This is a genomic window from Streptomyces sp. NPDC006332 (assembly GCF_040612855.1).
GTDB lineage: Bacteria > Actinomycetota > Actinomycetes > Streptomycetales > Streptomycetaceae > Streptomyces.
Map to the genome: position 1 here is coordinate 137,374 of NZ_JBEXRA010000021.1, position 14,828 is coordinate 152,201.

Consider the following 14,828-nt stretch of genomic DNA (forward strand, 5'->3'; position numbering starts at 1 on the left):
GGCCCGCTCAGATGAAGTTGAGCGCCGCCGCGCAGCCCACTCCGCCGAGCAGCATGAACGCCGGCATCAGCACCTTCAGCTCGACCCAGCTGCCCGCCCGGAAGCGCATGAACTTCGGCGGACCGATCGGATACCAGCGCTTGCGGCCGAGCGGGATGGGCCACAGGATCGGGCAGCCCGAGACCGTCAGCGCGTCCCCTATGTCGTGCACGAGCGCGCCCAGCACGATCGGCAGCCCCAGCCACAGATACTCCTGGCCCGGCGCCGTGAACAGCCAGTCTGAACCGTTGCCCGGCTTGTCCAGGACGCCGGCGACGATCCACGCGCTGGTCGCGGCCAGCAGCCAGACCAGCACATCCGCACTGGAGCCACGGGTCGCCCGCCACAACAGACCCTCGATGGCCAGCACCATGTGCACGAACAGGATCGCCAGCACCGCCCAGCGGCCACCGGTGATCGCCGCCGCCGAGGCGCCCGCGCCGATCATCGCGGCCCACACCCAGGTGTGCGTGAGCGTCCGGTGCCCACCGGAACGACGCGGGTCGCCCTGCTTCTTGGTGGCCTTGTAGACGGCGTAGGAGAGCTTGTCGACGATCTCGCACAGCCAGCGGGAGATGGGTCCGAAGGACCGCGAGATGGTGGCGGCCTTGTGGTCGAGATCGGGGGCGAGCGCGGCGCCCGCGCAGATCAGAGCCCCGGCGAGGAGGACCGGCCAGGGCATCGTGTGCCCGGCAGCCGCGGCTGCCGCGCCGACGCCCAGCCAGGCGGCGGCGCCCGACAGTGAGTGTGCTGGTCCCATCATGGCCGGTGTCCGCCCCATTCCTCGTGTGCCACTGTCCAGTTGAAACGGCGCGCTGACGCGCCGTCGGCGACACAGCGTAGCGTTCGTGATCTTCGCGCCCGCAGCCGATTCCCCCATCGGGCCAGAGGGCAGGCAAGATGGGTGGGTGACCCTCATCGATCAGCTGCCGCCGACCGCCGACCCCGACGCCCTCTATGACGCCTTCGAGTCGTGGGCCAAGGAGCGCGGTCTCACGCTCTACCCGCACCAGGAGGAAGCGCTGATAGAGGTGGTCTCCGGTGCGAACGTGATCGTGTCGACGCCCACCGGCTCCGGCAAAAGCATGATCGCAGCGGGCGCCCACTTCGCGGCACTGGCCCGTGACGAGGTCACCTTCTACACGGCACCGATCAAGGCGCTCGTGTCGGAGAAGTTCTTCGAGCTGTGCAAGATGTTCGGCACGGAGAACGTCGGCATGCTGACCGGCGACGCGTCCGTCAACGCCGACGCCCCGGTCATCTGCTGCACGGCCGAGGTGCTCGCCTCGATCGCGCTGCGGGACGGACGGCACGCGGACGTCGGCCAGGTCGTGATGGACGAGTTCCACTTCTACGCGGAGGGGGACCGCGGCTGGGCCTGGCAGATCCCCATCCTGGAGCTTCCCCAGGCGCAGTTCGTCCTGATGTCGGCCACCCTCGGCGACGTCGCGATGTTCGAGAAGGACTTGACGCGGCGCACCGGCCGGCCGACGTCCGTGGTCCGCTCGGCGACCCGCCCCGTGCCGTTGTCCTACGAGTACCGGCTCACTCCGCTCACGGAGACACTGACGGAGCTGCTGGACACCAAGCAGGCGCCGGTCTACATCGTGCACTTCACGCAGGCGCAGGCCGTGGAGCGGGCGCAGGCGCTGATGAGCATCAACATGTGCACGCGCGAGGAGAAGGACCAGATCGCCGACCTGATCGGCAACTTCCGCTTCACCACGAAGTTCGGCCGCAATCTCTCCCGGTACGTGCGGCACGGCATCGGCGTCCATCACGCCGGGATGCTGCCCAAGTACCGGCGCCTGGTGGAGAAGCTCGCCCAGGCCGGTCTGCTGAAGGTCATCTGCGGTACGGACACCCTCGGCGTCGGCGTCAACGTGCCCATCCGGACCGTGCTGTTCACCGCGCTGGCCAAGTACGACGGCATTCGCGTACGCACGCTGCGGGCCCGTGAGTTCCACCAGATCGCCGGCCGCGCCGGACGCGCGGGCTTCGACACGGCGGGCTACGTCGTCGCGCAGGCTCCCGAGCACGTGGTGGAGAACGAAAAGGCGCTCGCCAAGGCGGGCGACGACCCGAAGAAGCGCCGGAAGGTCGTCCGCAAGAAGGCGCCCGAGGGCTTCGTCGGGTGGACGGACAGCACCTTCGAGAAGCTCATCAACTCCGACCCGGAGCCGCTGACGTCGCGTTTCCGGGTGACGCACACCATGCTCCTGTCGGTGATCGCCCGGCCCGGCAATGCCTTCGAGGCGATGCGGCACCTTCTGGAAGACAACCACGAGCCGCGCAAGCAGCAGCTCAGGCATATCCGCCGTGCCATCGCCATCTACCGCTCGCTCCTGGACGGCGGCATCGTAGAGAAGCTCGACAAGCCGGACGCCGACGGCCGCGTCGTCCGCCTCACGGTGGACCTCCAGCAGGACTTCGCGCTGAACCAGCCGCTGTCCACCTTCGCGCTCGCCGCGTTCGAGCTCCTCGACCCGGAGTCGCCGTCCTACGCCCTGGACATGGTGTCCGTCGTAGAGTCGACGCTGGATGATCCGCGGCAGATCCTCGCCGCCCAGCAGAACAAGGCGCGCGGGGAGGCCGTGGCCGCCATGAAGGCGGACGGCGTGGAGTACGAGGAGCGCATGGAGCGCCTCCAGGACATCAGCTACCCGAAGCCCCAGGAAGAGCTCCTCTTCCACGCGTACAACACCTACCGCAAGAGCCACCCCTGGGTCGGTGACCACCCGCTGTCCCCGAAGTCCGTCGTCCGCGACATGTACGAACGGGCCATGTCCTTCACCGAGTTGGTGTCCTTCTACGAGCTGGCCCGCACCGAGGGCATCGTGCTGCGTTACCTCGCCGGCGCCTACAAGGCCCTGGACCACACCGTCCCGGACGACCTCAAGTCCGAGGATCTCCAGGATCTGATCGAGTGGCTCGGCGAGATGGTGCGCCAGGTCGACTCCAGCCTGCTGGACGAGTGGGAGCAGCTCGCCAACCCGGAGGAGATGACCGCGGAGGAGGCTCAGGAGAAGGCCGACGAGGTCAAGCCCGTCACGAGCAACGCGCGCGCCTTCCGCGTCCTCGTCCGCAACGCCATGTTCCGCCGTGTCGAGCTCGCCGCCCTCGACCAGGTCGAGGAGCTCGGCGAGATGGACGCGGACGCCGGGTGGGACGCCGACGCCTGGGGCGAGGCGATGGACAAGTACTGGGACGAGTACGACGACCTCGGCACCGGGCCCGACGCCCGCGGTCCGAAGCTGCTGCTGATCGAGGAGGAGCCGCAGAACGCGCTGTGGCGGGTCCGCCAGATCTTCGACGACCCGAACGACGATCACGACTGGGGCATCAGCGCTGAGGTGGACCTCACGGCCTCCGACGCCGAGGGGCGTGCGATCGTTCGTGTCACCGAAGTCGGACAGCTGTGAGCACAGGAGAATCCCACCCATGACGAATCCGGCCGAGAAGCTCGTCGATCTGCTCGACCTCGAGCAGATCGAGGTCAACATCTTCCGCGGCCGCAGCCCGCAGGAGTCGCTGCAGCGTGTCTTCGGCGGCCAGGTGGCCGGCCAGGCACTGGTCGCCGCCGGCCGCACCACGGAGGGCGACCGTCCCGTGCACTCACTGCACGCGTACTTCCTGCGTCCGGGCCGGCCCGGTGTGCCGATCGTGTACCAGGTCGAGCGGGTGCGGGACGGGCGGTCCTTCACGACCCGCCGGGTCACCGGGGTGCAGCAGGGCCGCACGATCTTCAATCTCACCGCCTCCTTTCACAAACCTGAACAGGCGAGCTTCGAGCACCAACTGCCGCCGGCCCGCGAGGTTCCGGCACCGGACTCCCTGCCGACGGTCACGGAAGAGATCCGGGAGCATCTGGGCGCGCTGCCGGAGCAGTTGGAGCGGATGGCCAGGCGTCAGCCCTTCGACATCCGCTATGTGGACCGGCTGCGTTGGACGTCCGAAGAGGTCAAGGACGCCGAGCCGCGCAGCGCGGTGTGGATGCGTGCGGTCGGGCCGCTGGGCGACGACCCGCTGGTGCACACCTGCGCGCTGACCTACGCGAGCGACATGACCCTGCTGGACGCCGTCCGTATCCCGGTCGAGCCCCTGTGGGGTCCGCGCGGGTTCGACATGGCGTCGCTGGACCACGCCATGTGGTTCCACCGCCCGTTCCGTGCGGACGAGTGGTTCCTGTACGACCAGGAGTCACCGATCGCCACGGGTGGGCGCGGGCTGGCCCGGGGCCGGATCTACGACCTGGAGGGCCGGCTGCTCGTGTCGGTCGTCCAGGAGGGCTTGTTCAGAGCTCTCTAGGCCGGGGGCTAAGGCGCCGCAGCCGGCCGAACAGTACCCGGGACGGCTGCGGCCCGTGGGGCACGGCGGTGGCCGGCCGCGGTGCCGGGTGGCACGGTTTCGGGGCGGGGCGAGGTGTGGAGCGAGGGGCGGGACGGTGATCGCGCGCCACCGCCACGAACGCGGTCAGCTCGGCCCTGAAGAAGCCGATCTCGTCCGCGTGCTCCGCCGTCATGATCCGCTGGGTGAGGCGCGCGACGGGCGAGCCCGGCACGCCGTGGGCGGGCGGCCCAGGTCGGAAACGGTTCACATGGGAGCGCTCATAGGGGTCCGGGACGATCTCCGCGACGTGAACCGGATCGAGAAAGGCGGCCACCGCCCCGGCACGCCCCCATGGCTCCTCGGTCCGTCGCATCAAGAACCCCAGGTGGCGTGTGCGCCAGTTGCGGCGACGCAGGTCCAGGCCCTCCCCCAGCAGCTCGCGTGGTCCGGCCTGCATACGGGCGTCGAGCCGCGGGGCGTGATCCTCGGCGGCGACCTCCCGTAGCTCTTCGGCCAGGTAGAGCCAGATCACGGCGTGGTGGCGGGTGAGACGGAAGGTCACCGGCGACACCATGCCCAGCCGGGCGAGGCAGGTGAAACGGCCGGGGCTCACCTCCATGACGGCCGCGCCCTCCTCGGCTCCCACGGTCCTCACCCGCGCCCGCAAGGAGCCGGGGAAGCCCTCGCTCGCCCGCAGCCGCTCGATCTCGGAGCGCGGGACGCGTCGGCCTCCGCCTCCTTCGTCGGGCAGTGTGCGGATGTGGCCGAGGTTCACTGCGAGGTCGAACTCGCTTTGCTTCAGGCCCAGTTCACGGGCCGCGCGACTGGCCGCGCAGGCAAGGTGGTATGGCCTCGTGATGGTGTCGGTCGGCATGTCCGGTCTCCCCCGTGGAGTCAGTGCTCACGCTGTGTGCGCTCGCCGTGACACAAACCGTAGCCGGTCCGGCCCGCCGCCTGGCGAGCCTGTGGATAACTCCAGTTGAGCTGCCGAAGCAGCAGGTCAGAGGTCCGATGCCGGGCTTCGCTCGGGCTGTCGGGCGTCCACGGCCAGGTGCTCGCCGACCCGGTTGACGAGCAGCGTCATCTCGTAGGCGATCTGACCGATGTCCGCCTCCGAGCCGCTGAGCACACACAGGCAACTGCCGGTGCCCGCCGCGGTGACGAACAGCACCGCGTCGTCGAACTCGACCATGGTCTGGCGCACCTGGCCCGCGCCGAAGTGCCGTCCCGAGCCCTTGGCCAGGCTGTGCAGGCCCGAGGAGACGGCGGCGAGATGCTCCGCGTCCTCGCGGCGCAGTCCCGTGCTCGCCCCCGTCACCAGCCCGTCGGTGGACAGGACCAGAGCGTGCCGTACGTGTTCCACCCGCTCGGTCAGGTCGTCCAGCAGCCAGCCAAGTCCCTGGTTGTGCAGCATCGTTCCCCGTCTCCCCGTGCGACGTCTCCTCCCTGGCCGGAGGACTCTCCTCGCCACCCTTCCCCACGACCGGCGTCCGGGCAAGGAGGATGGGTACATGGCACAGAACATGACCGACACCGAATGGCGGGAGTTCGTCTCGCACGGCACCCGCACCGCGAAGCTGTCGACCGTACGGGCCGATGGGAGCCCGCACATCGCACCGATCTGGTTCCTGCTCGACGGGAACGAGGTGGTGTTCAACACCGGCAAGACCACGGTGAAGGGGCGGAATCTGGCCCGGGACGGCCGGGTCGCGCTGTGCGTCGACGACGACCGGCCGCCCTTCCACTTCGTGGTCCTCCAGGGTCACGCCCAGGTGATCGAGGAACTCGACGAGGTCCGGCACTGGGCCGGCCGTATCGGGGCGCGGTACATGGGCGAGGAGCGGGCCGAGGAGTTCGGCGCCCGCAACGGCGTCCCCGGCGAACTGCTGGTCCGCGTCACGATCGACAAGGTCCTGGCGCAGAAGGACCTCGCCGACTGAGCACCCGCCCGTACCTGGTCACGGGCGGGTCATCCCACCGAGTCGAGCAGCCGGGCGGTGTGCATCCGCCCGGCGTACTCGACCAGACTGATCAGGACCTCCTTGCCCGAGTCGCGGTCACGGGCGTCGCAGAGGACCACCGGTGTGCCCGGGTCCAGATCCAGGGCGCGCGAGACGTCCTCGGCCCCGTAGGACCGTGCGCCCGCGAAGCAGTTCACGGCCACCACGAACGGGATGTGCCGGTGCTCGAAGTAGTCCACCGCGGGGAAGCAGTCCTCCAGGCGGCGGGTGTCGGCGAGGACCACCGCCCCGAGCGCGCCCTGCGACAGTTCGTCCCACAGGAACCAGAAACGATCCTGGCCTGGGGTGCCGAACAGGTAGAGGGACAGACCTGAGCGGATGGTGATCCGTCCGAAGTCCATGGCGACCGTCGTGGTGACCTTGTGGTCCACGCCTTCGGTGTCGTCCACCAACTGGCCCGCTTCGCTGAGCAGTTCCTCGGTGCGCAGCGGCCGGATCTCGCTGACGGCACCGACCAGGGTGGTCTTGCCCACGCCGAATCCGCCGGCGACCAGTATCTTCAACGCCAGCGCGGTCGTGTCGCCGTCCTGGGCGTCGGAGTGCTCGGAGACCATCGATCACTTCTCTCGGGAGGGCCGGGTCGAGTCGGCGTCGTACGCGTCCGGGTGGTGGTGAACCTTCATCTACAGAGCTCGCAGTCCTTCGATCACCTCACGCAGGATCCGTTCGTCAGGCAGCCGCGCGGGCGGCACCGGGCGGCTGATGGTGACCAGGCCGAGTTCCAGCAGGTCGCCGAGGAGGACCCTGACCACGCCCACCGGCAGATCGGCGCCCGCGCCGAGTTCCGCGACCGACTGGGTCTCCGTGCGGCACAGGTCGACCAGGGCGCGGTGTTCCGGCCCGAGCGCGGTGTCGTCGTCGCAACCGGGCGCGCCGGGGTCCAGCGTCACGAGGGCGATCAGGTCGAAACGCACTCCGGTGGGGCCCGGTTCGGTGCGTCCGCCCGTCATGGCGTAGGGACGCACCAGAGGCCCGGCCTCGCCGTCGTACCACTGGCTGCCCGGCTCTCGCGCGGCGTGGATCAGGTTCTCGGTCATCTGAGCGGCGTGGATCAGGTTCTCGGTCATCTGAGTGGACCGCCTCGTGGCCTCATCCGGCTGCGGGGGGCCGCGCGCCCATGCGGGGGGCCGTGTACAGGTGCTCGCCGACGCGTTTGACCAGCCGTGCCATCTCGTAGGCGACCAGGCCTATGTCCGCCGTCACCGCGGTGAGGACGGCAAGGCAGGAACCGTCGCCCGCGGCGGCCACGAACAGGAAACCGTCGTCCATCTCCACCATGGTCTGGCGCACGCCTCCAGCCCCGAAGTGCCGGCCCGCGCCCTTGGCCAGGCTGTGGAAACCGGAGGCCACGGCGGCGAGGTGTTCGGCGTCCTCGCGGTGCAGATCGCTGGAGGCGCCCACGGCGAGGCCGTCGTTGGACAGGACGACCGCGTGCCGCACCTCCCCCACCCGCACCACCAAGTCGTCCAGCAGCCAGTCCAGTTCGCCGGACCTCTGGGCGGCTCTCATGCTCGAGTCCTGGATCATGCGGGGTCTCCTTCGCTGCTGTCGCTGCCCGCTGGGAAGTCTGGAAAGGCACCGTTGCCGGGCCGCCTGCCGCCGCCGCGGGTCCATCCGTCGCGGTAGGCCGCCATGCGGTCCCGGACGAGTTCGGGGGTGCGCCCCTCGTCGTGTGGGCGGGCGGTAGTCCACGCCGGTTCCTCGGCCGCCCGTTCGCGCAGTTGCGGGGCGAGGCTGGCCTGCCGGACCCGGCGGGGCAGGTCGTCGGATTCCTCCGGGGAGGCGCCATGGGAGGCGTCGTCGGAGGCGTCGTGGGAGGCGTCGTCGGGGCTGTCCGGGGAGACGTCGTCGAGGTCGTGCGGAGGACGGTGCAGACGCAAGGTGGCGACTCCGGGAGGCGAGTTGTCGGCCGTGGCCCGCGCATCCGTGCGGGCCCGGTCACCCGCGGGAGGCGAGTCGCCGACCGGGGCACGGCGCTTCGTGGTGGCCCGGGGAGCTGCCAGTGCGGGCCGGTCGGCCGAGGCGGGGACGGACTCCTGGCGCGGGTCGGCGGCGGGCACGCGTGCGTGCTCGGGTTCAGCCCGCCGTGTCGCGTCCACCGACCGATGCGGCGCCGGTTGTGACGCTCCGGCGTGCAGCAGCGCGGTGGGCAGCAGGACGACCGCGGTGGTGCCGCCGTAGGGGGAGGTACGCAGGTGCACCTTGATGTCGTGCCGGGCGGCGAGCCTGCTCACCACGAAGAGCCCGAGCCGGTCGCTGTCGAACAGGTCGAGTGCCTCGGACTGTTCGATGCGTCGGTTCGCCTCGGCGAGGGTCTCCTTGCCCATGCCCAGGCCGCGGTCCTCGACCTCGACGGCGTAGCCGTTGCCGACGGGCTCGCCGGTGACCCGCACACGGGTGTGCGGCGGCGAGAACTGGGCGGCGTTCTCGATGACCTCGGCGAGAAGGTGGGTGAGGTCGGCGACGGCCGTGCCGGTGACGGACGCGTCCGGCAGTTGGCGCACCTCCACGCGCGCGTAGTCCTCGATCTCGGAGACGGCCGCACGGACCACGTTCGTCAGGGAGACCGGCAGGCGCCACGCGCGGCCGGGAGCGGCGCCAGAGAGGATGATCAGGCTCTCGGCGTGCCGCCGCATCCGGGTGGTGAGGTGGTCGAGCCGGAACAGGTCGCTCAGTTCGTCCGGGTCGTCGGAGCGGCGTTCCATACTGTCGAGGAGGCTGAGTTGGCGATGGACCAGGACCTGGCTGCGGCGGGCGAGGTTGACGAAGACGCCGGAGATGCCGCTGGCGAGTTCGGCGCGCTCGACGGCGGCCCGGAGCGCGGCGCGGTGCACGGTGCCGAGCGCCTCGGCGACCTGTCCGGCCTCGTCCTCCGCGGGCCGTCCGGGCGGTGCCTCGGCCCGGACGTCGATCTCCTCGCCCGCGCGAAGTTTCCGCATGGCCTCGGGGAGTTTGCGGCGGGCGATCTCCAGGGCGCTGTTGCGCAGGCTCACCAGCTCGACGACCAGGCCCCGGCCGATGCGCACGGAGATCACGAGGGAGGCGGCGACGGCGAGGAGGCCGAGGACGACGGCGGCGCCGGCCGGGGTGAGCAGACCACGGCTGAACGGGTCGGCCCGCTCGGAGACTTCGCGTCCCGCGTCCGCCTCGATCGCCCGCATGTCGTCCCGCACCCTCGCATGGGCGTCTTCCCAGGCGGCCTGCGGTGCCGCGGCGAGCGCCCGACCGCCCGGGCCCGCGGCGAGGACCCTGTCCTCGGTGGCGCCGACGGTGCCGTAGGAGCTGCCCCCGGCGACGTCGCGCCAGGCGGCGCGTTCGGAGCCTCGCAGGTCGGCCACGGCGGATTCGGTGAGGGCCCGGCGGGTGTCGACGGCGCCGGTGAACAGCCGCAGCCTCTCGCCCGACAGCCCACCGGCCAGGCGTGCGCTGCCCAGGACGGCGTCCTCCTGGGCCAGTGCCTCCTGCGCGCGGGAGAACTCGAGCAGTACGCGTGCGTCGGAGCCGAGTTCCGCGTCCTGGATGCCGGTGAGTGCGCCGCCCACGCCGAAGGCGTTGGCGATGGTCTTCGTGTACCGCCCGTACGTCTGGTGCCAGTCCGCTCGATGGTCGCGTACGGCGGTGCGCAGGGCGGGCAGTTGTTCGGCGCCGGCGACGAACGTCTCGAGCCGCCGCGCCACTCCGGCGGGCAGTTCCTCGCTGTCGGCGACGGTGTTGCCGTCGCCGAGCCGGAGCTTCGCCACAGCGCGGTCCGTGCGCAGGGCGAGGTTCCTCAGGTCGCCGCTCTGCCCGGCCGCCGGGTCGGTCGCGTAGCGGACGGCGGCCGCCCGCTCGGTCTGCAGCGCGGCCACCGCCTCCGCGACCGGGGTGCGGATCGTGGTGTCCACGCGCTGCAACTGCCGGAGCCTGGAGATGTCCTGGGCGGTGGAGACGGTGGCGAACGCCCACAGGGCGAGCAGCGAGACGACCGGAACCATCAACAGGCAGACGATCTTGGCTCGCACCGTCCGCGGCCGGAGGCGCCAGCGTCCCCCGTGCGCGGGAGGCGCGTCCGGTATCGCGTCCATGGGTTCGTCCGGTTGTTCGTCGGGGTGTTCGTCGGCGGGCGGTCCGGCGTGTGCGCGGCGGCCGCGCACCGGGGCCTGGTCCGGCGTCTCGGCGTCGGCTTCGGGGGTCCTACGTGGTGTAGGCATGGCCTCCTCGCTCGGGAGTGGGTCGGGGCGCCCGTACGGGCGGGGCGGGCGGGACGTCGCGGACGCCCCCTAGGAGGCCGCGCTCTCGACCGGTCGCTGGGCCGAGGCGGAGGCCTGACGCTCCCCTGTGGTGGGCGACAGTGCGACGAAGGCAGAGGTCAGGAAGAGATAGGACCCGAGTCCGACGGCGAGGGGGAAGATGAACTGCATCGCCGTGGCTCCGGGCAGGGGCGCCCCGGACGGGGCGACGCGCACGCTCACCGCGAACATGCCGGTGTAGTGCATGCTGCTCACGGCCGCCCCCATGATCAGTGAGGCGAGGGTGACGGCGACGGGTGACTTGATGTTGAGGGCCGCCCACAGGGCCGCTGTCGCCGCGACCACCGCGATCAGGACGGAGAGCCCGACGAGCGCGGGATCGTAGGCGACGTCACCGTGCAGGCGCACCGCGGCCATGCCCAGGTAGTGCATGCTCGCCACGCCGAGCCCGGTGGTGAGCCCGCCGAGGAAGAGCGCGCGGGTGCGGTCGCGGCTGTAGCCGACGGCGAAGACGCCGGCGCAGACGACCACCACGGCGACGAGCAGGCTCGCGATCGTGAGCGGCACGTCGTAGCGGATGTCGGTGCCGTGGACGCTGAAGCCGAGCATCGCCACGAAGTGCATGGTCCAGATGCCGGTGCCGATCGCGGAGGCGGCGGTGACGAGCCAGTTCCGGCGCGAGCGTCCGGTGGCGCCGAGCGCGCGCACGGTGCAGCGCAGCCCGAGGGCGGCGCCGATGCAGGCCATCACGTACGACAGCACGGGGGTCAGCCACCCCAGGGCTGCGTGGTCCAGGTGTCCCATGGCCCCGGGACGCTAGTCGGGACAGGGGCGCACAAAGAGGGCTCATTTCGAAAGCGGTTGGAATATGGCGCAGAGGTGTAGCTGAACGATCGCGGCACGCTCGAACGTGTGCACCCGGCTGTCATCCGTGTCGGTGAGGGATCATGCGGGGCATGAGCGACGACCAGACACACGTGCGGGAGTTCTTCGCGGCCCGGGCCGCCGACTGGGACAGGCGGTTTCCCGATGACGGCCCCGCCTACGCCGCGGCGGTCACGGACCTCGGGCTGCGTGCGGGAGACCGGGTGCTCGACGCCGGCTGCGGCACCGGGCGGGCCCTGACGCCGTTGCGAGCGGCCGTGGGGCCCACGGGAGTGGTCGTCGGGGTGGACCTGACCCCGGCGATGCTGGAAGCCGCAGTACGGGCCGGGCGGGACCGCGACGGGCAGTTGGTGCGCGCCGATGTGGCAGCGCTGCCGCTGCGCTCGGAGTCGCTCGACGCCGTGTTCGGGGCAGGGCTGGTCTCCCATCTCGCCCAACCGGCCAAGGATCTGCGCGAGTTGGCGCGCGTGGTGCGTTATGGCGGCACTCTGGCCCTGTTCCACCCGATCGGCAGGGCGGCGCTGGCCGCGCGCCAGGGTCGCCGGGTCACGCCGGACGATCTGCGCGCGGAACAGAACCTGCGTCCGCTGCTGGCCGGATCCGGGTGGCGCATGACGTCGTACGTCGACGAGGACGACCGGTTCCTGGCCCTGGCCGTCCGCGAGGGCTGACGGTCTTCGTCCAGCGTCCCCCCGCGCCGGTCAGCCCGGCCCTGGAGACGACCGGCGCCTCGGTCGGGCCGTAGAACTCGGCGGCCGCGTCGGTCCGTCCGTGGAACAACGACCGCCGCGCCGGTCAGTCCGTGGAGGTGACCGCCCCCGGGGCCGGGTGGCGTACCGGGCAGCCCCGCAGGCCCGGGACGGGGCGGGTGCCGAGGTCCTCCAGCCGGTAACCGTTCGGGTAGCCCTTGATCTCCCAGTTCTGCCGCGCGTGATGTGGCGCTCGCCGGGGTGGCAGCAGCCGGACGGCTCGTCCGCGCATCCGGACCGCGCCGCGGACGAGGTCGCGGGTGAGGGGGCCCGGAGGTGTGTAGCGGAAGGCCTTCAGGAGTGGTTCGTCGAGCAGGGCGAGCGTGGAGGCGCGCAGCAGCGGGGCGAGGGGGCGTGGGTACCACGAGGCCATCAGGTCGAGCGTGGCGTCCGAGACCCGTCGGGCCTGCTCGTCCCAGGCGAAGTGTGCCTGTTCGTAGGCGTCGAGGCAGGTCTCGAACTCCTCGTAGGACTCCGGTACGTCCTTGATGCCCAGGTGCCTGCCCAGGGTGCGGTAGTGGACGGCGGAGGCGATGATCTCGTGGCGCGACAGCCTGCGCCAGGCGTAGGCGTCGATCCAGCGCCTGGGCACCACGACGAACGTGCAGAGCACGTACCGCATGTCGTCGTTGCTGATGTCGTAGCTGCGATGCATCTGGTTGACGCGGCGGATCGCGGTGCGGCCCTGCTCACTGTCGAAGCCGTGTTCGACGATGGCGTCGAGGAGCAGCGCCGTGTCGTCGTAGCGCTTCTGGGGCCGGTCCGTGAACTCCGCGGTCTCGGCGAGCAGGCGCCCGATGCGGGGCACGGCGTAGGTGCGGTACAGGGCCAGTTCGAGTGCGCGGGTGAAGTCCCAGGGGAACTCGTACGCGGAGGAGAGGCGATAGATCTCCAGAGCGTCCTTCTCCGGGTCCATGCTCCGGATGTGTTCGAGCCGCGCGAAGCGCTTCACCGCGCTGTCCCCCTTCTGCCGCCGGAGCTTCAACTCTACGTTGAGTAGCAGGAGATGCACGACCAGTCAGGGCAACCAAGGGGGCACGATGGTCAGTATGTGGGGCAGGGTCCGTGAGTCGGGTGCCGGTTTGTTCAACGCGTTACGCACCGAGGCGAAGACCGGCCGGGAGGTTCGCTCGCACAACCTGTTCGAGGCCGCGGCCGCCCATGTCGCGGCCTGCGCGGAGGACGACCAGGAACGGATCGAGGAGACCGCGGGCTGGGTGTCCCCGGAGGCCCTGTCGTTCGGGGTGAACGAGCTGGCGTGCCGGGCCGTGATCGCGCTCGCGAGGGAGCGCGACGAGTCGCCCCGAACGGTGGCGCGTGCGCTTCTGGGCCTGCCGACAGCCTGAGGCAGCGGCGGCTGATGGTCGATTCGCCCCCTCCGGCCGGAAAACTGCAGGCCGGTCGGGCAGCAGAACCGTGACAAGCGCCTTCCGGGCGCACTAGGGTGCGCGCCGTTGGACGAACCAAAGGGGAGGCTGGGATGGCCGGGACGGACGAGGACACCGTCGCCGCCGCGGACGAGGCGCTCTATGTGCTGACGGCGGTGCTGCTGACGCCGGCGAAGTTCCCGAGCGTGCTGGGCGACGACTATCCGGAGGCCTGCGCGGCGCTGGGCCTCGCGCCGATGGCCGAGGGATACGGTCTGGTGCTCGGCCAGGACGGCGACGGCTCCAGGTGGACGGTGGTCGTCGACGACGTGTCGCTGGTCGCCGTCGCCATCGCGTCCTGGGACTGCGGCATGGAGCACGATCTGTCGCCGGACGAGCGCACGGTGGTCGCCGCACTGCCCGGCTGGCCCCTCGCGGTCGCCGTGGCGGCCCCGGGCGTGCCGGCCCCGCACGATCCCGGTCCCGAGATCGCGGACCGTGCTCCGCTGACGCCACCGGACACCTCCAGGTGGGGGCCGGCGCAGCGGCGGCTGGGCGCCGACGAGATCGCGCTCCAGTGGGCGACCTGGCGGGAGCAGATCAACGACGCCGAGTTCCCGACTGCGGGCGGAGATGACTCCTCCGTCTCGGGGGACAGCGAGTCCGCCGACGCTCCCGAGGCGGGCACCTCCTCGGAGGAGACCGAAAGCGGAGTTGCGCGGCAGGAGGGGGCCCCGGGCGGCCACAGTGGCATCCGGCGTGTCCTCGCGGAGGCGCGTGCCTACGTGGACGCGCCGCCGCCGCTCGGCCGGGTCAGGTCGTCGTTCGCCCCCGGAGACGCGCGGACCCTGCGTGCCGACGGCCCCGGCTGGTCGCTCGTGGCGCGGACCGACGACATCGCGTTCGTCCTCCTCGACGACGAGCCCGGTGAGGTCCTCCCGGTGGGCCGTGGGCCGGAGCTGCCGGGTCTGCTGGAGGCACTCGACAAGATGGCCGTACGCCCGCTGTGACGCCGTGCCGACCGGTCGCGCCGCAGCGGCCGGTCGGCACGTCGACGGGCGGTACGGCACCTGCCGGGGCCGCCCGACGGTCGAGTGCTCACTGCTCGTGGAACACGCCGTCGACCGGCCCGTGGTCGGCCCGCGACGTGGTCGGCCGTCCGCACCGGCACCGCGACCTCGACCGTCTCCTCGACGTGCCGCTTCCGCA

General features: G+C 71.2%; 15 protein-coding genes. 6 read left to right on the plus strand and 9 right to left on the minus strand.

What is annotated here, in order from left to right; translation table 11 throughout:
• Positions 1 to 7: 7 nt before the first annotated feature.
• The gene (locus ABZ027_RS20620; RefSeq protein ID WP_356770266.1) at positions 8 to 802 is read right to left on the minus strand and encodes a metal-dependent hydrolase; all 795 of its coding nucleotides are present in this window, start codon (positions 800 to 802) and stop codon (positions 8 to 10) included.
• A gap of 145 nt (positions 803 to 947) precedes the next feature.
• Here ABZ027_RS20620 and ABZ027_RS20625 point away from each other — a divergent pair, with 145 nt between their 5' ends.
• Positions 948 to 3,461 carry a DUF3516 domain-containing protein gene (locus ABZ027_RS20625; RefSeq protein WP_356770268.1) on the plus strand — a complete coding sequence of 838 codons (2,514 nt, stop codon included), beginning with the start codon at positions 948 to 950 and terminating at the stop codon, positions 3,459 to 3,461.
• Positions 3,462 to 3,480: 19 nt separating this feature from the next.
• On the plus strand, positions 3,481 to 4,347 hold the full coding sequence (locus ABZ027_RS20630; RefSeq protein WP_356770270.1) for an acyl-CoA thioesterase II: 867 nt from the start codon (positions 3,481 to 3,483) through the stop codon (positions 4,345 to 4,347).
• On the opposite strand, the gene ABZ027_RS20635 is transcribed toward ABZ027_RS20630, so the two are convergent.
• Both ABZ027_RS20635 and ABZ027_RS20640 read right to left on the minus strand, forming a co-directional pair.
• Positions 4,334 to 5,242 carry a DUF6397 family protein gene (locus tag ABZ027_RS20635; protein WP_356770272.1) on the minus strand — a complete coding sequence of 303 codons (909 nt, stop codon included), beginning with the start codon at positions 5,240 to 5,242 and terminating at the stop codon, positions 4,334 to 4,336. The genes ABZ027_RS20630 and ABZ027_RS20635 overlap by 14 nt on opposite strands.
• A gap of 126 nt (positions 5,243 to 5,368) precedes the next feature.
• Complete coding sequence (locus ABZ027_RS20640) at positions 5,369 to 5,782, minus strand: roadblock/LC7 domain-containing protein (RefSeq protein ID WP_356770274.1); 414 nt, start codon at positions 5,780 to 5,782, stop codon at positions 5,369 to 5,371.
• A gap of 97 nt (positions 5,783 to 5,879) precedes the next feature.
• Between ABZ027_RS20640 and ABZ027_RS20645 the strand changes: the two genes are divergently transcribed.
• On the plus strand, positions 5,880 to 6,308 hold the full coding sequence (locus tag ABZ027_RS20645) for a PPOX class F420-dependent oxidoreductase (RefSeq protein WP_356770276.1): 429 nt from the start codon (positions 5,880 to 5,882) through the stop codon (positions 6,306 to 6,308).
• A 29-nt stretch (positions 6,309 to 6,337) separates the two neighbouring features.
• Here the strand turns inward: ABZ027_RS20645 and ABZ027_RS20650 are convergent, their stop codons facing one another.
• From ABZ027_RS20650 to ABZ027_RS20670, 5 genes are all read right to left on the minus strand, one after another.
• Complete coding sequence (locus ABZ027_RS20650) at positions 6,338 to 6,943, minus strand: ATP/GTP-binding protein (protein WP_356770278.1); 606 nt, start codon at positions 6,941 to 6,943, stop codon at positions 6,338 to 6,340.
• A gap of 69 nt (positions 6,944 to 7,012) precedes the next feature.
• Positions 7,013 to 7,426 carry a DUF742 domain-containing protein gene (locus ABZ027_RS20655; RefSeq protein WP_356770314.1) on the minus strand — a complete coding sequence of 138 codons (414 nt, stop codon included), beginning with the start codon at positions 7,424 to 7,426 and terminating at the stop codon, positions 7,013 to 7,015.
• Between the two features lie 52 nt (positions 7,427 to 7,478).
• Positions 7,479 to 7,916: a roadblock/LC7 domain-containing protein gene (locus ABZ027_RS20660; protein WP_356770280.1), complete on the minus strand. Its 438-nt coding sequence runs from the start codon at positions 7,914 to 7,916 to the stop codon at positions 7,479 to 7,481.
• A complete protein-coding gene (locus ABZ027_RS20665; RefSeq protein WP_356770282.1) occupies positions 7,913 to 10,579 on the minus strand; it encodes a nitrate- and nitrite sensing domain-containing protein in 2,667 nt (888 codons plus the stop codon). The genes ABZ027_RS20660 and ABZ027_RS20665 overlap by 4 nt, the downstream gene beginning before the upstream one ends.
• 69 nt (positions 10,580 to 10,648) lie before the next feature.
• Positions 10,649 to 11,422, minus strand: a complete 774-nt coding sequence (locus ABZ027_RS20670) for an MHYT domain-containing protein (RefSeq protein WP_356770284.1) — start codon at positions 11,420 to 11,422, stop codon at positions 10,649 to 10,651.
• Positions 11,423 to 11,574: 152 nt separating this feature from the next.
• On the opposite strand from ABZ027_RS20670, the gene ABZ027_RS20675 reads away from it, so the two are divergent.
• A complete protein-coding gene (locus tag ABZ027_RS20675) occupies positions 11,575 to 12,174 on the plus strand; it encodes a class I SAM-dependent methyltransferase (protein WP_356770286.1) in 600 nt (199 codons plus the stop codon).
• Positions 12,175 to 12,298: 124 nt separating this feature from the next.
• Here ABZ027_RS20675 and ABZ027_RS20680 read toward each other — a convergent pair whose 3' ends face one another.
• A complete protein-coding gene (locus ABZ027_RS20680) occupies positions 12,299 to 13,204 on the minus strand; it encodes an oxygenase MpaB family protein (RefSeq protein ID WP_356770288.1) in 906 nt (301 codons plus the stop codon).
• A gap of 97 nt (positions 13,205 to 13,301) precedes the next feature.
• On the opposite strand from ABZ027_RS20680, the gene ABZ027_RS20685 reads away from it, so the two are divergent.
• A complete protein-coding gene (locus tag ABZ027_RS20685) occupies positions 13,302 to 13,598 on the plus strand; it encodes a hypothetical protein (RefSeq protein ID WP_356770316.1) in 297 nt (98 codons plus the stop codon).
• Positions 13,599 to 13,732: 134 nt separating this feature from the next.
• The gene (locus tag ABZ027_RS20690; protein WP_356770290.1) at positions 13,733 to 14,629 is read left to right on the plus strand and encodes a hypothetical protein; all 897 of its coding nucleotides are present in this window, start codon (positions 13,733 to 13,735) and stop codon (positions 14,627 to 14,629) included.
• Positions 14,630 to 14,828: the final 199 nt, after the last annotated feature.